We start from the raw sequence: 14,577 nt of genomic DNA, 5'->3' as shown, positions 1-14,577 counted from the left end.
AGAAGAAGTTTTGTGAATAACCCAAAACCTCCTCTAAAGATTTAAGATTAAGTTAAAACCAAAAGTGCATTAATGCTAAGACTAATACCACTAAAAATATGCTTTCGCCGACCATGAGAAGAATTGGTTTAATCCCGACAGATGCCAATTCTTTCAACTGAGTTTTCATACCCAAAGCACTAATTGCGATGACTAAAAACCAGCGTGATAAATCGTTTATTCCATTTTGAATCATTACTGGTACCCATCCTGTACTGTTAATACAAGCGAGTATTAAAAAGCCAACTGCAAACCAAGGCAGTAATGGTGGTCGTTCTCCCGTTGAATCTGCACCTTGCATGCGGGTAATCATTGCTGCACAAACAATCACTGGGAGCAACATTGCCACACGCATGAGCTTAACCACAGTCGCAGTATCACCTGTTTCGGTAGACATGCTATAACCAGCTCCCACCACTTGCGCTACATCATGAATGGTAGCTCCGAGAAAGACACCAGCAGCTTGTGGCGATAGTTCTAACCACTTCGCAATCATTGGATAGACAATCATTGCTAATGTTGAAAGTGCAGAGACCCCAATGACTGTAAACAAGGTCGCTTTTTCTTTTTGGGGATGATTCGGAAAGGCAGCTGACAATGCTAGCGCAGCTGAAGCACCACAAATTGCGGTTGATCCACCGGTCAACATACCAAATAGTCTTTGGAAACCTAAAATTTTAGCTGCAATCACAGAGACGGCGATTGTTACAACAACCAGAGTTATGACTAAGGCTACAGGCTGCCACCCTAGTGCAGTGATTTGTCCTAAAGTTATACGCATGCCTAGTAAGGCAATACCCATTCGAAGCACAGTACGTGCGGTGAATTCAATACCTGCTTTACATTTACTCTCAGCTGCTAAAAAATTTAGGCTCATACCTAGCAGTAAGGCAAATAACATGACTGGGGCACCATAGTGCTCTGATAAAAAACAGGCAGCCGCAGCAACGACCGAACTGACCACAAAACCCGGTGCTAATTCTCTTGTGCGCTGGGTAAAATTTTTCAAAACTAAGCTAGTCATGATTTTCCCCAGAACCCATCACAATAAATACTTTTTCCTCAATCACTTCTACGGGATAGATTGCAGCTTTGAGCTGAGAAGAATTAAGTAAACAGCCATTTGTTAAATCAAAGCGTAGACCATGGGCACAGCACTGAATTACTCGTCCTTCCAAACGTCCGCTAAATAGCGATGCCCCCTGATGAGGACAACTGTCATCAATTGCATAAAATTGAGTCGCAATATTAAATAGCGCGAGAGTTTTATCTCCAATTTTAAAAAAAGCCCGTTCACCTACATTCGGTATTTTTTCTAGGGGCACTTCAAATCGAGTAGTCACATTAATTCTCCCTGAACAACAAGGGCCTCATGCATTACTTGATAAAGTGAATCTGCTGATTGCGCTCCAACTAATGCAGAAGCCCGATCAAAAATAAAGTAAGGCACACCATTACCGCCTGTACTTGCAGAGATAAAATCTTGATGATCTTGAATAAGTAAGTTTTTGATTAGCTCAGGTGGGAAGCCACAACGTTTTGCAATTTTGTATAAAGTGGTGGTATTTCCGATGTCTAATCCATCATAAAAATATGCGGCAAAGAGTTGTTCTAACAACATATTGCACTGCTCAGGAGTGCCGATTTTTAAAGCTTTATCAAATAAGCGATGAGCCTTAGCCGTGTTTGGCATGCGTTTAATTTGTTCAAAATCGATCTTGAGTCCAACTTTATTTGCGGCTTTATTGACTTGTTCCTGTCTCATGCGAACTGCTGTCAAGCTACCTAATCTTTTCAAATAAAACGTTTGAAAAGGTACGCCTTCAGCTGCCAAGTCCGGTATGAGCTGAACACCTCGCCAATGCACGACAACTTTGACGCTAGGGTGAAGCTGATAAAATCTATTTATAGCGATCAGTAACTGACGTTTGCCGATCAAACACCAAGGACAAATAAAGTCAAAAAATACATCAATGTGTAATTGCCGAATCATCATTTATTATTCATCCTGCATTTTTGTATTTGGTTATCTGAATGATTTTTAAGTTCAGTCATTCCTTGCTGCTCAAAGCGTGCAATATCTTTGTGATAATGACGTTTGGCATAAAAAAATACGGCAGCGGCTGAAATACTGACCAATGGCATCAGTTGAAATGCGCTATGTAAACCAATCACATCAGATACTTTGCCAACGACCAGAGGACCAAGAGCTAAGCCAAGAAAATTGTTAGCCAAGGTGAGCGTTGCAAAAGCAGAGCCATGAACTGAGTTATGTGTGAGATTGGCCACCATGGCACTGGATGGACCATTGGTTCCTAAGGCAATAAACATTCCAAGACAAATGAGAAGCAACTGGTTACGTCCCGCAGGCACAGCAAAAGCAATTAATAAAAGAACACAACTAACCACGCAGTATGTAATAGCTAAACTGACCTTACGATCAGGACAATTACGGCCCAAATAATCACATAACATGCCACATAAAATTGTGCCCACCGCACTACACAGCACAATGACCGCCGCCATTACACCAGCCGTGTCGGTACTCATGCCGTAATAGCGATTGAGATAACTCGGCATCCAGACAATCACTGTGCCGCCAACAAATAATTGCAAGCCACTACCAATATAAGTAGCAATGACTGAACGACTTGAATATAAAGTTTTTAAAGGGCTTCGAATGTGCAGGGTTTTGCTACGATTTTTATTTTGATGTGAAGAAGCTATTCTTTTTTCTTTGACCAGAACTGGATATAGAAAAGCTAAAATGAGGCCAAATAAAGCAATGGCACCAAAAGCCCAACGCCAGCCAAAGTGCTGTGCCAGAACACCACCTAGAGCCATACCCAAAAATGAACCGAATACACCGCCAGCCATAAAAGCACTTGCGAGTGTTGCACGCATTTCTCTAGGGAAAACAGCAACAACCACTGCGATACCAACACTGCCATAGGCCGCCTCACCCACACCAACCATAAAACGAGCAATAAACATTTGCTCATAGTTTTCAGCCAGTGCACACCCTAAAGTCGCCAAACTCCATAATGTCGCCATAATGGCTAAGCTTTTAACTCGTCCAAAACGGTCTGCTAATAAAGATAACGGCAGAGTCAATAAACCTACCATTAAGGCGACAATGCCACTGAGCAAACCAAGCTGACTGTCACTGAGTAACCATTCCGTTTTAAGCAATGGAAAGACAGCGTTTAATACCTGCCGTGACATGTAATCGGAAATGAGCAAGCCAAAAGTCAAAGCAAAAACAAGCCATGCATAACGACGAGGTATACTGATTGACGTATCAACATCGCTCATCTGATCTGAATACTGATGCGCATTCATAAGACCTCCTTGTATTTTTTATAATTTCTATTTAGCTAGTGCAGCATTGCGTCTTTAAAATCAAAGCAAATAAGCTGCACTACAATTGAGGTCTAAACTCCGTTAGACCTTGTCACATTATTTACGCTGGGGAATGCCTTTTTGCCCAGCTTGACGGTTGGGTGCCATACCATTTGCGATTAGGGTTTCTTCAATACTGTTGTATTGCACCCCAATACGGTAAATTTCACGGGCTTCTTTTCCTGATGCAATTTCACGACCTAGTTCATGGGCAATTCGAACGGTTTGCTTAATTTGCTCTACAGAGGAAAAACGGCGTCCGTGATGATCAATGATCGTGTCTTCATTTCCAACACGAGCATGTAACCCCATTGCCATCGACATGGTGTTAAAGGGCAATACATTTTTGAGCAGAGATTCGGATGTCAAAGTACATCCATCAGGTACACGATGAATAAAATTAAAGAAATTAAATGGGTTTGGACCATCAAAACCACCACCAATTCCAATCCAAGTTAAGTTTAACGGCCCCATATACAACCCTTTACGCACCATACGTTCTAGGGTTTCAAGACCATGCATTCCCGTTAATTGAAAGTGCGGTTGAATATTGTTTTTACATAAGCGTTTAAGATGTTCGGCTACCCATGCAGGACCGGCTGGCACAGTCATCTCTGCATATGCTGCCTGAGTCGCCGGATGTGCCAATGAAGTTCCTTCTAAATATTCAGGATAGAGCAACTCCATAATATTCATTTGTGTGGTGTTAATTGCCACCGTGACCTGATCAGGTTTTGGTGTAAGTTCAGCCAACATATGTCGAGTGTCATCACTTAACCATAGTGCCGCCTCACCATCACTCTCTGGTGCAAATGAAATCGAACCACCCACCTGAATAATCATGTCAGGTACAGCTTCACGAACGCCTGCGATGAGTTCATTAAATTTTGAGAGGCGTTTAGAGCCTTTACCATCAAGCTCACGGACATGTAAATGCAACACCGTAGCACCCGCTTCATAGCATTCGACCGCTTTTTGTATTTGCTCATCCATGGTCACAGGAATATCTTCTGGAAAGTCTTCAGGCATCCACTCTGGACCATACGGCGCAACGGTAATGACTACTTTTTCCATATTTTCTGGGTGCAATGAGTCATCAAAGAATTGCATGTGCATCTCCTTATATATTTTTAGAATTTTCAAATAGATAAAATGATTTAGCCTATAGCCTTAATAGGTTGCGTCACCAATAATGCCTGCCCGTTCCATTTTTCGATGACACGGCGGATAGTCCATCACGGCATAGTGTTGTGTACTGCGGTTATCCCAAATTGCAATACTGTTAGGCTTCCAACGCCAGCGCACTTGAAACTCTGGAATATAGGCTTGAGAAATTAAGTAACGTAGTAGTTCAGCTGAGCCCGGATTGGCATCTTGTCCAAACCTGACACGTTCTTTGGTGTGATAGTTACTGAAGTGTGTTGTAAATGCATTTACATACAAAATTTTCTCGCCCGTTTCAGGATGAGTACGTACCACCGGGTGCTCAGCATCGGGGAACTTTGCTTTTAAGTCCAAGCGTTTTTCGAGTGGCATCGCAGCACCAAAACTCGCTTCTATACTGTGGTAAGCACGTAAGTCAGCAATCTTATCCTTAATATCTTCAGGTAAAGACTCATAGGCCATGACCATATTGGTCCACATCGTATCTCCACCTACAGGCGGACATTCAACACAATGCAGCACACATCCCATAGGTGGGGCCTTGCGCCAGCTTGCATCGCTATGCCAAGCATTTTCATAACGATTGACTGGGCTTTCCGGATGTTTGTAAATCTGCACTAAACCCGGATGATCAGGATCACTCCCAACCGCTGGATGATCTTCTAACTGCCCAAATCTTTCTGCAAATGCGACATGATCCTGACGGGTTAAATGTTGATCTCGCAAGAACAAAACACGATGGTTAAGCAGTTGAGTGCGAATTTCAGCAAATAAACCATCGTCATAAATTGCATCAGCGAGTTTTACCCCACTAAGCTCCGCGCCAATATTGCAAGTTAGTTGTTCAATTTGCATAAGGAATCCTTTCAAATTACAAAAATTGATGAACCTATTGTTTTACGTGCTTCTAAATCACGATGAGCTTGTACAGCATCCTTTAGCTCATAACGCTGATTAATTTCAATTTTGATTCGTCCATGTCGAACGTGCTCAAATAATTCATTTGCCAGTTCCCTTTTCTCAGCAGGATCTGCAATGTAATCAGCCAAAGCTGGACGAGTCACAAACAATGAACCTTTCACAGCAAGTAATACCGGATCAAAAGCAGGAATTGGACCAGACGCAGTTCCTACACAGACCAGCAAACCACGGCGTTTTAAGGAATCTAATGAACTCATGAAAGTGGCTTGACCGACACTATCAAAAACGACATTTACACCAACGCCCCCTGTTAACTCGCGTACACGTTCAGCAACATTTTCATGGCTATAATTAATGACATGATCACAACCATGAGCTCTTGCTACAGCAGCTTTTTCTTCTGAAGACGTTGTACCGATAACAGTCAAGCCAAGTAATTTAGCCCACTGAGAAACAATCAACCCAACTCCACCTGCAGCTGCATGTAATAAAATCGAGTCGCCAGCTTTAAAGTCATAAATACGGCGCATTAGATAAGCAGCGGTCAACCCTCTCATGGTCATGGCTGCCGCTGTTTCACAAGAAATTTCTTCGGGTAATTTAATTAAAGCATTTGCTGGAATTAGACGGTGGGTACTATATGCACCTAACGTATTTAAAAAACCTGTATAAGTAACTCGATCACCTACTTTAAGCTGAGTCACTCCTTCGCCTAAAGCTTCGACGACACCTGAAGCTTCGACGCCCATGCCATTAGGCATTGGAATTTTATACGTTCCATTACGAAAATATGTATCGGCATAATTTAGGCCGACTGCCACATGACGTAGGCGTACTTCTCCAGCTTTTGGATCTCCTACTTCTACATCTTCGTAGCGCATTACTTCTGGCGTTCCTGTTCCATAGAAACGTATAGCTTTCGTCAACGTCATGTCCTATCCCATATTTTGGTTTTTTATTAAGTGCCTATAAAAGCAATAACTAAAACTACAATAAGAAGGATATGGGCCACTTTACATTTGACGACACAGGCTTAACGATTAATGACAAAGGATATTTGAAATATTGCTAAAGAATATTCGCAGCAGTCATGCGTAGATTGGCGCTTTTAGAGTTTTTATTTTCGTTTAAGCTAAAACTCACCGCCTCTTTTGCATGAATGGTAGTCGTATCAAATAAAGGAACCGAGAATTTAAGCTCACCAATCAACATACAAATTTCGGTACAACCCAAGATAATTCCTTCTGCGCCTTCAGCTATCAGCGCCTCTACAATAGCAATATACTTTTGCTGTGAATCTGGGTTAGTCACACCTAAACAAAGTTCTTCATAAATAATACGATGTACTATCTTTCGGTCGGCTTCATTTGGAATAATCACGTCAATTCCATGATCCTGTAATCGAGCTTTATAAAAATCTTGCTCCATTGTAAAAGCTGTTCCCAACAGTGCGACTTTACCAATGTCTTGACTCACAATTTCTTTTGCTGTCGCATCGGCAATGTGTATAAAATGAACCGTAATAGCAGCCTCAATCTGCGGTGCAATTTTATGCATGGTGTTGGTACACACTAAAATACACTCTGCCCCTGCTTTCTCTAAATTTAGCGCCTGCTCGGCTAAATATGCACCCGCTTCTTGCCACAAACCTTTTGCTTGCAAGGCTGCTATTTCTTCAAAATCAACACTATTAATAATCACTTTAGCAGAATGCAGTTTTCCTAATTTACCGTGAACCATTTTATTAATTTGTTGATAATAAAGCGCTGTAGATTCCCAACTCATTCCACCTAATAAGCCGATTGTTTTCATTATTGAATCCTTCTATTTATTCAAATGTAATCTATATCTCTTATGGGTAAAGTGCAGCTAGAATAAAATTGCTTTATTAAATTTTTTCTAGCTTACTCTATTTATTAATATGAAAAGCTGTGACGTCCAGAGAAATTTCTAAGTTGATATAGACCTAGTTTATGAAATTTCCAAAACAGAAAACTCTCTCCATTAACCCCAAATCATAAAACATAAGAATTCACGCAAACTTCACGACCAGCTCTTTAATTTAATCTTATAAAGTTGGCTCGGATATAGACATGAAAATTATAACTACAGCCTTAGGGCTGATTACCTTGATAGGTTTAACAGCGTGTAAAAGTGTGCCTAGCTACTCAGGTGACTACGGCAAAGCCGAACAAAAAATTACTGGAATAGAATTAAATGACCAACAAGCGCTAGATATTGGCAATCGTTTTGTTGCCGCATTTAATACGCTTGGCACCCCTTCTTTTGTGAATAACGCGAGTAAACTTTACGCTGATCAGCTGTATATCAATGACACACTCTCGCAGTTCTCTCAGAAAACAGATCTGATCAAACATTTTGAAGGCATGAATGCCCGAGTAAGTAATGTCACTGTAAAACTCATTAGTGCAACTCATCACCAAGATACAGCCTATATCCATTGGTACATGACCTATGACTTTAAAATGCTAGGCCGCTCTAAAACCATGGCTTCTTATGGAATGAGTCAAATTAAGATTAATGATCAGCAAAAAATTATTTTCCAGCAAGATTATTGGGATCCGGCGAATGGTCTCTACCGTTCTTTACCAATCTTTGGAGGAGTCTATAAATGGATATTACCGTTCAAAAAAGTCGAGTCTTAATATTTCTGGGAATCTTGATCGTATCTCAAGCTAACGCGGCTGAACTGAAAAAATGTAGTTCAGCACCTTTGATGGTAACGAGTAAGAAAGTGGGAAATGTCAGTTACTTTGCTGAAGATTGCTTAAAAAATTGGCAGAGTCAAAGCATCAAAATGGACTTTAGCTATAACCGCGATATTCCCGAGTGGGCTTTTAAACGTGCAGCAACCCATTATTTGAAAAAGAATATTAGTGGATTTGATGCAAAATCTCCGCTTAATCATATTAATGAACTTTATAGACCCATCAAAAATGGAGATTTATATAGTTTGTATTACCAACATGAAAATCAAAAACTAGAACTAAAATTAAACCAGAAGCTACTCGGTTCTTTAAACAATCCGAATGCAAATCAATATTTTAAAATCTGGTTTGGTAGCGAACCATTTAATGCTAAATTAAAACAACAATTATTAAATTAATGGCTTAATAAAATCTTATGGGTAATCATTTTATCCTCATGGTTGAGGACCATTTTGAACTTGCAGCAACCGTCTGCGAATTTCTTGAAGTGCATGGTTATATCATCGATCATGCGCGTAATTTAGATGCTGCACGGACTTTCCTCAAATCGCAGCATTATCATCTTTTGCTGCTTGATATAAATTTGCCCGATGGTTCAGGTTATGATCTGTGCAACTGGCTGCGCACCGAACAGGGTGTTGATATTCCTGTCCTTATGCTGACAGCAAGAGATACTTTAGATGACAAACTTAAAGGCTTTACCGCTGGAACAGATGATTATTTGGTTAAACCCTTTGATTTTAACGAATTAGTCATGCGGATTCGTGCATTAATTAAAAGAGCAGCTGGCGAAGTTACTCACCATAAAATTCAGATTCATGATTTAATTCTTGATAGCGCAACCCAAACAGTTATTCGTGCCGGAAATAATATCGAATTGCCGCCTATTCAATTTAAATTATTAAAAATTTTGATGCGTCAATCTCCAAAAGTGGTGACCAAACAAGAACTGATGATGGAGTTATGGGGCGATGAAGAACCTGAAAGTGATGCGTTACGTAGTCATATCTATAATTTAAGAAAAATGGTTGATAAACCTTTTGACCCTAAGCTATTACATACAGTGGCAGGCGTCGGTTTAAAAATTGCTTTAGACAGTTCTGCAAGTTAGCTCAAATAGACCACAACAATTAAACCTGTTGCCTGTTCTAAGTCCAACTCAGGATGAGTAGTTAAATAGTACTGCCGATCAAACAACTCCACTCGCCATCCTAATTGTTTGCAAAGCTTTTGCACCAATTGCAAACCAATTCCGTGGCCTTTAACTTTTAAAGAAAGTTGGGAGTCACTGAGCTCTTGTACTTTCACATCATTAGGTAGAGAAATTCCAATTCCATTATCAGCAATAATTAGGCTGTTTTTTTGTTGAATAATGTCAATTTGTGAGCCTTGAGAATAATTCAGCGCATTACGTAAAATATTGCTTAAAACCATTTTAGTCATAGAGGGATATAACCAGCGCGGCTGTTCAGAAAGGTCGGGTTGAATATGAATATGTATTCCCTTACTCTCACTCACTGCTTGTAAACTTTCGACTAAATCCTTCACAATTCTAGATAAAAAATTCTTCTCAGACGGTAAGCTTTTTACTGTATTACGTGCAATCGCCAGTAAGGTATCAACTAATAACTGCATATCCTCAATCGTATTATGAAGACGAATTAAGGCTTTATCATCTCCATATCTCGCCTGACAAAGTTGCACATTACCTTTCAAGATCGTAAGCGGAGTACGCAGCTCATGGCTCACATCTCCCGTAAATTCCCTTTCGCGTCGAATAAAATCACTTAAAACTTGATGATATTTTTCCAAGGCTTGCTTGAGATATTCTGCTTCCATGTTGCCATTGGTATTAATATCTCTAAAAGGAGATGCTTGGGTATCTTGATGTGCCCAATCGATATTTTCTAAAGCATTTGCCAAGCGTGTAATTGGGGAAAAATAGCGTCTGGCTTTTCGATTTGACCACCATAAAAAGCTATATAGCACAGACAAACTAAACATGAGCGGAGCCAGTCCAAATAGCCAGATCAGCTTATTGACATTGCTCTCGCCAAATACCAACAGAACATGTTGACCATTATGCTCACCATAAACTGTCATTCGCTCTTTACCATCAACGAATACTCGGTGCACCCCACTTTCTAAATGCATGCCCCGAAATGGTTGAGGTGCAATCTCTGTATTCCACCGATATCCATATAAATTTTTCGTATCCGGTAAATCTGCATTTGGGTCACGTTCTATGCGTAACCAGTAATGCTCCATTTCCTGCTCTAAAGCGGTTTTAAGTAAAGAGCCTTTAATGACCCATGCACTACAAGCCAACCCGACCACGATCGATAATGCAATCAGACCAATCTGCAACCAATAATATCGATTGAACATTTTGGCTAATGGATGACTAGATTTGCCATCATGTCGAGTTCTTATCATATCTTTATCGCCGGGATAGGCTGTAGAAATTACAATGATCTCTTTCTAAATAAAAAGTGACCAATTACCCATTCTTGTCCTTGCTCAAAACCAAACAGCTCAGCACAAGCCATGAAGAAAATACGCCAACGTTGCCACCAAATATTGGCATCTTTTCCATAGATTTTTTTAAACAGAGGCTTCAATTCAACTTCTTGATTATCCATATTATCAAGCCAAGCATTTGCAGTTCTCATATAATGTTCACCCGACCACTGCCACTGTTGAGACAACTCTAAATGCTCTTGAAAATGCAAAAAAGTTGATGTCGCAGGCATTAAACCGCCTGTAAAGAAATACTTGGACATCCAATCATAATCTGATTTTACTTCAAAAGGATAATGTAAAAAGCGATGGCAAAAAATATGACACCAAAGTAGCCCATCTGCCTTCAACCATCCCTGAATTTTCTCAAAAAGACGTTGATAGTTACGAACGTGTTCAAACATTTCAACCGATACAACCCGATCAAACTGATCTTGGTCTAATTCGAGCACATTCACATCACATGTGAGCACTTCAAGATTCGTTAAACCCTTCAACTTTGCTTGCCCAAGAATATGCTTTTTCTGGGTTGCAGAGTTTGAAACAGCAGTAATCTGTGAGCGCGGATAGTTTTCTGCCATCCATAATGTTAGAGAACCCCATCCACAGCCTAGCTCTAAAATATGTTGGCCGTTTTTAAGTTGTGCTCTTTCACAGTAAAGCTGAAGTGCGAGCTCCTCTGCCTGATCTAAAGTTGTTGTTTTAGTAGGAAAATAGCAAGCACTGTATTTGAGTCTTTTTCCAAGCACTGCCTGAAAAAACTCAGTCGGCAATTCATAGTGCTGCTCATTTGCCTTGTCCGTTTCAACGGCGATTTCGCTCCGTTTCAGCATATTAAGCACATCCATATAGCGCTGTGCCCCTTGTTCAGGGTCATAACGCCCTTCTTGAATTAAGCGTTTTTTGCTTAAAGCACGAATTGCTGCCCGAATTGCATGATCTGGAATCACACCACTTTCAACAATTTTTAAAGACTGATGAACAATAAAATCCATATGCGCACCTATTTTTTGGGTTTTCGCGGAATAAACATTGATGTTTTTTGTTGATAATCAAGATAGTTTTGGCCGCGGCTTTTAATTGCTTGTTTTTCACTAAATGGAATACCCGTGACGTAGTATAAAAATAGCCACATCAGTAACGGATAAATCCACAATAAATATTGGCCCGCAGCTAAACCAATGATTGGATAGGCAAACCAGTGTAACCATTCAAAAAAATAATTTGGGTGACGTGAATAACGCCATAAACCCTGATCCATCGTTTTGCCATGATGTTCCGGATTTAATTTAAATCGGTATAACTGCTGATCAGCGAGCTGCTCTCCAATAAAGGCAATCACCATGATGACAGCAGCAATCACTAAAGCGATTTTATATCCACCACTCCATTCAATTGCTTCTACATTGAGTAGCGTCCACATCGGAAAAAAGAACAAAAGCACCAAAAGGGTTTGAAAAATAAAAAATAATAAAAAGCCAACGTGCTGGAACTTACCCATGGCTTGACGCATGTTCGCGTAACGACCATCTTCTTTGTGTTCAGATTGATAACGTCTTAACAGGTGCCAAAATAATCTTAAAAACCATAAGCCGCTAAAAATACCGACAAAAAGTCGCACTTCAACTGGAACAACTGAAATGAGTAAAGAAGACACAATAATGTTTACTGCCAGACAGAAGCTCCATGCGGCATCTACAATTCCAGCTCGACCATTTGCTGTGGCAAGTAGCCAGCTCAACAACATGATCATTAAATCTAGAATCAGTAAATTCCAAAACATGAGCAGTCTCCTTGCTTGATGTGTTTTGAGTTAGTAACTGGTACTTTCAAACAACAAGTGAACATTGCTTATCACGCCTTCTTTAAAACCACCTTCGCAATAACATAAATAGAAATCCCACATGCGAATGAAGTTTTCATCGAACCCCAGAGCTAATACTTCCTCTCGCGCGATTAAAAACCGTGCTCGCCAGTGATGAATTGTTTTTGCATAACTTAAACCGATGTCATTTAAATGCTTTAGCCTTAAACCACTTTCAGAGGCGGTTTGAGTCAATACACTCACACTAGGAATAAAGCTACCAGGGAAAATATAACGCTTAATATAATCGACTGTATTTAATGCTTTTTTATAACGAAAATCTTCAATGGTAATGGCTTGAATAAATGCCAAACCTTTCGGTTTTAACAGCGCTTTACATTGGTCAAAATATGTTGATAAATACTGCGCACCTACGGCCTCAACCATTTCAATTGAAACCAACTTATCGAACTTTCCTTCGAGCAAGCGGTAGTCTTTTAATTGCACATCAATTCGATGTGCCAACCCAGCTTCACTTACACGAGTAACGGCTTCATCGTATTGAGCTTGTGAAATGGTAATGGTGGTCACTCTACAGCCGTAATGTTGGGCTGCATAAATTGCAAAACCGCCCCACCCACTTCCAATTTCAACCAAATGATCCATTGGTTTTAAATCTAACTTTTTACAGATGAGCTCTTTTTTTAAATCAGATGCGTCTTCGAGTGACATGTTTTCATTTTCAAAAACAGCACTCGAATACATTAAAGACGGGTCTAAAAATAATTTAAAAAAGTCATTACTTAAGTCATAGTGCTCAGCAATATTTTTACGGCTCCCGCTTATAGAATTTTTTCTATTTTTATACCAACCCTTCAGAAAAAACTGGCTCGCCTGTGCAATAACATTCTGGTTAAACTGGTCTAATACATCTCGATTACGTGCCAAGATCTGAACCAACTCTACAAGTTGTTCGCTGCTCCAATCACCACGGATATAGCCTTCAGCTGCTCCTAAAACACCATTTTTTAAAATGAGATCCATCAGCAAAGGATTGCGAACTTCAATCACAGCATGTAAGTCTGAAACCTCGCCAACCGTACCACTCCACGCGCCCTGAAAAGTGATCTGTCCATGACGTAGTTTGAGAAGACTCTTGAGCAGTAACGGTAGTGAGTCATCTTCACCATAAAGAAATGTTTTTATCATGTCTTATCTACCTTGATCTTTTTAGGATGACGATAAAATGGAACTTTTTTTCGCCACAACTTAAATGCCTCTAAATATATTGAAAACAACATTTTAAAAGGGGCTAGGCTGTTCATAAGAGCATATCGATACTGCTGTGAAGGAAATGTGATGGGCACAAGTTCAAACCGCATAGTTGCATCAAACACTTGTTTTTGTTCTTCAAAGAGCTGCATGTGAATGACATTTTGCTGGTCTGAAAAACTAAATCGCCAACGGTAAGTCAACTGCATGGGCATAAACGGCGAGACGTGAAATGATTTTTCAAAGTTAAAATCAAAACTTTCATAACCGCCTACATGGGAGTGTTGATTCATACAGTCGTGTATGTAAACTTTTCGTTCATTCCATGGGGTATTGGTGATTTCACTAAGAATAAATAGTGGTTTTCCGGCTTTATTTAAAACAAAATAAAAGATGACCGAATTAAACCGAAAACCCAAACAACGAGGTAAAGCCAATACTCTGATTTGCCAGTCTGGCCTAATATGTAAGTTGTTATTTTGCAGTATCGCTTTTTCTACTTTTTCCTTTATAGAACCGTGATACATATTTAAAAAATCATTTTTGGATAGTTCTAAGACATTCCAATGATTGGTTGACCAAAGTGAGCAATCTTTTGCAATCTCATTTAATTGATCTGGATCGAACCATAAGTAATTTAAGGTCGATGTGAATTGATGCTGTTTGGGGCTATAGCGTCGGTGACGAATAAGTGTAGGAGCTATAGCAAGTTTATTTAATAACATT

Annotated in this window: 16 protein-coding genes; 3 read left to right on the top strand and 13 right to left on the bottom strand. The window is 39.9% G+C overall.

Annotated features, from left to right (window positions below; translation table 11 throughout):
* Positions 1-52: 52 nt before the first annotated feature.
* The 8 genes from HL290_RS02365 to HL290_RS02330 form a co-directional block, all read right to left on the bottom strand.
* Entirely contained in the window at positions 53-1,063 is a 1,011-nt protein-coding gene (locus HL290_RS02365; RefSeq protein WP_198495483.1) for a YeiH family protein, read from the bottom strand.
* On the bottom strand, positions 1,056-1,364 hold the full coding sequence (locus HL290_RS02360) for a Rieske (2Fe-2S) protein (RefSeq protein WP_198496372.1): 309 nt from the start codon (positions 1,362-1,364) through the stop codon (positions 1,056-1,058). Before HL290_RS02360 ends, HL290_RS02365 begins: the two co-directional genes overlap by 8 nt.
* A 14-nt stretch (positions 1,365-1,378) precedes the next feature.
* Entirely contained in the window at positions 1,379-2,035 is a 657-nt protein-coding gene (locus HL290_RS02355; RefSeq protein WP_198495482.1) for a DsbA family oxidoreductase, read from the bottom strand.
* Positions 2,032-3,381, bottom strand: a complete 1,350-nt coding sequence (locus HL290_RS02350; protein WP_198495481.1) for an MFS transporter — start codon at positions 3,379-3,381, stop codon at positions 2,032-2,034. The genes HL290_RS02355 and HL290_RS02350 overlap by 4 nt, the downstream gene beginning before the upstream one ends.
* Before the next feature lie 117 nt (positions 3,382-3,498).
* Positions 3,499-4,551, bottom strand: coding sequence for a 3-keto-5-aminohexanoate cleavage protein (locus tag HL290_RS02345; protein WP_198495480.1), 1,053 nt, complete (start codon positions 4,549-4,551; stop codon positions 3,499-3,501).
* A gap of 60 nt (positions 4,552-4,611) precedes the next feature.
* The gene (locus HL290_RS02340; RefSeq protein ID WP_005046240.1) at positions 4,612-5,460 is read right to left on the bottom strand and encodes a TauD/TfdA dioxygenase family protein; all 849 of its coding nucleotides are present in this window, start codon (positions 5,458-5,460) and stop codon (positions 4,612-4,614) included.
* A gap of 11 nt (positions 5,461-5,471) precedes the next feature.
* Positions 5,472-6,458: a quinone oxidoreductase family protein gene (locus HL290_RS02335; protein ID WP_005046238.1), complete on the bottom strand. Its 987-nt coding sequence runs from the start codon at positions 6,456-6,458 to the stop codon at positions 5,472-5,474.
* Positions 6,459-6,594: 136 nt separating this feature from the next.
* Positions 6,595-7,338 (bottom strand): aspartate/glutamate racemase family protein, encoded by a 744-nt coding sequence (locus tag HL290_RS02330; RefSeq protein ID WP_198495479.1) that lies wholly within the window; start codon positions 7,336-7,338, stop codon positions 6,595-6,597.
* A 281-nt stretch (positions 7,339-7,619) separates the two neighbouring features.
* Between HL290_RS02330 and HL290_RS02325 the strand changes: the two genes are divergently transcribed.
* Genes HL290_RS02325 through HL290_RS02315 form a run of 3 tightly spaced genes read left to right on the top strand, consistent with a single transcriptional unit; the run spans position 7,620 to position 9,366 of the window.
* Positions 7,620-8,192, top strand: a complete 573-nt coding sequence (locus HL290_RS02325) for a nuclear transport factor 2 family protein (RefSeq protein WP_198495478.1) — start codon at positions 7,620-7,622, stop codon at positions 8,190-8,192.
* Entirely contained in the window at positions 8,159-8,653 is a 495-nt protein-coding gene (locus HL290_RS02320) for a chalcone isomerase family protein (RefSeq protein WP_004643374.1), read from the top strand. Before HL290_RS02325 ends, HL290_RS02320 begins: the two co-directional genes overlap by 34 nt.
* A gap of 17 nt (positions 8,654-8,670) precedes the next feature.
* Complete coding sequence (locus tag HL290_RS02315) at positions 8,671-9,366, top strand: response regulator transcription factor (RefSeq protein WP_003652559.1); 696 nt, start codon at positions 8,671-8,673, stop codon at positions 9,364-9,366.
* Here the strand turns inward: HL290_RS02315 and HL290_RS02310 are convergent.
* From HL290_RS02310 to HL290_RS02290, 5 genes are read right to left on the bottom strand one after another with little or no spacing between them, the layout of a single operon-like run.
* Positions 9,363-10,691, bottom strand: coding sequence for a sensor histidine kinase (locus HL290_RS02310; RefSeq protein ID WP_198495477.1), 1,329 nt, complete (start codon positions 10,689-10,691; stop codon positions 9,363-9,365). The two genes, HL290_RS02315 and HL290_RS02310, sit on opposite strands and share 4 nt — an antisense overlap.
* 29 nt (positions 10,692-10,720) lie before the next feature.
* Positions 10,721-11,770 carry an SAM-dependent methyltransferase gene (locus tag HL290_RS02305; protein WP_198495476.1) on the bottom strand — a complete coding sequence of 350 codons (1,050 nt, stop codon included), beginning with the start codon at positions 11,768-11,770 and terminating at the stop codon, positions 10,721-10,723.
* 8 nt (positions 11,771-11,778) lie between these two features.
* The gene (locus HL290_RS02300; RefSeq protein WP_198495475.1) at positions 11,779-12,558 is read right to left on the bottom strand and encodes a DUF1295 domain-containing protein; all 780 of its coding nucleotides are present in this window, start codon (positions 12,556-12,558) and stop codon (positions 11,779-11,781) included.
* Between the two features lie 30 nt (positions 12,559-12,588).
* On the bottom strand, positions 12,589-13,788 hold the full coding sequence (locus HL290_RS02295) for an SAM-dependent methyltransferase (protein ID WP_005039510.1): 1,200 nt from the start codon (positions 13,786-13,788) through the stop codon (positions 12,589-12,591).
* A complete protein-coding gene (locus HL290_RS02290) occupies positions 13,785-14,576 on the bottom strand; it encodes a DUF1365 domain-containing protein (RefSeq protein WP_198495474.1) in 792 nt (263 codons plus the stop codon). The genes HL290_RS02295 and HL290_RS02290 overlap by 4 nt, the downstream gene beginning before the upstream one ends.
* Position 14,577 lies beyond the last annotated feature (1 nt).

Origin of the sequence: Acinetobacter sp. AC1-2 (assembly GCF_016124155.1) — a bacterium.
GTDB lineage: Bacteria > Pseudomonadota > Gammaproteobacteria > Pseudomonadales > Moraxellaceae > Acinetobacter > Acinetobacter calcoaceticus.
Note: the sequence above shows the minus strand (reverse complement) of the source record. Positions and strands in the feature narration are given on the sequence as shown.

What these genes read in the sequence shown, in the direction of transcription:
- HL290_RS02365 (WP_198495483.1), bottom strand. Translation starts at nt 1,063, where the DNA reads ATGACTAGCTTAGTTTTGAAAAATTTTACCCAGCGCACAAGAGAATTA.
- HL290_RS02355 (WP_198495482.1), bottom strand. Translation starts at nt 2,035, where the DNA reads ATGATGATTCGGCAATTACACATTGATGTATTTTTTGACTTTATTTGT.
- HL290_RS02350 (WP_198495481.1), bottom strand. Translation starts at nt 3,381, where the DNA reads ATGAATGCGCATCAGTATTCAGATCAGATGAGCGATGTTGATACGTCA.
- HL290_RS02345 (WP_198495480.1), bottom strand. Translation starts at nt 4,551, where the DNA reads ATGCAATTCTTTGATGACTCATTGCACCCAGAAAATATGGAAAAAGTA.
- HL290_RS02340 (WP_005046240.1), bottom strand. Translation starts at nt 5,460, where the DNA reads ATGCAAATTGAACAACTAACTTGCAATATTGGCGCGGAGCTTAGTGGG.
- HL290_RS02335 (WP_005046238.1), bottom strand. Translation starts at nt 6,458, where the DNA reads ATGACGTTGACGAAAGCTATACGTTTCTATGGAACAGGAACGCCAGAA.
- HL290_RS02330 (WP_198495479.1), bottom strand. Translation starts at nt 7,338, where the DNA reads ATGAAAACAATCGGCTTATTAGGTGGAATGAGTTGGGAATCTACAGCG.
- HL290_RS02325 (WP_198495478.1), top strand. Translation starts at nt 7,620, where the DNA reads ATGAAAATTATAACTACAGCCTTAGGGCTGATTACCTTGATAGGTTTA.
- HL290_RS02320 (WP_004643374.1), top strand. Translation starts at nt 8,159, where the DNA reads ATGGATATTACCGTTCAAAAAAGTCGAGTCTTAATATTTCTGGGAATC.
- HL290_RS02315 (WP_003652559.1), top strand. Translation starts at nt 8,671, where the DNA reads ATGGGTAATCATTTTATCCTCATGGTTGAGGACCATTTTGAACTTGCA.
- HL290_RS02310 (WP_198495477.1), bottom strand. Translation starts at nt 10,691, where the DNA reads ATGATAAGAACTCGACATGATGGCAAATCTAGTCATCCATTAGCCAAA.
- HL290_RS02305 (WP_198495476.1), bottom strand. Translation starts at nt 11,770, where the DNA reads ATGGATTTTATTGTTCATCAGTCTTTAAAAATTGTTGAAAGTGGTGTG.
- HL290_RS02300 (WP_198495475.1), bottom strand. Translation starts at nt 12,558, where the DNA reads ATGTTTTGGAATTTACTGATTCTAGATTTAATGATCATGTTGTTGAGC.
- HL290_RS02295 (WP_005039510.1), bottom strand. Translation starts at nt 13,788, where the DNA reads ATGATAAAAACATTTCTTTATGGTGAAGATGACTCACTACCGTTACTG.
- HL290_RS02290 (WP_198495474.1), bottom strand. Translation starts at nt 14,576, where the DNA reads ATGTTATTAAATAAACTTGCTATAGCTCCTACACTTATTCGTCACCGA.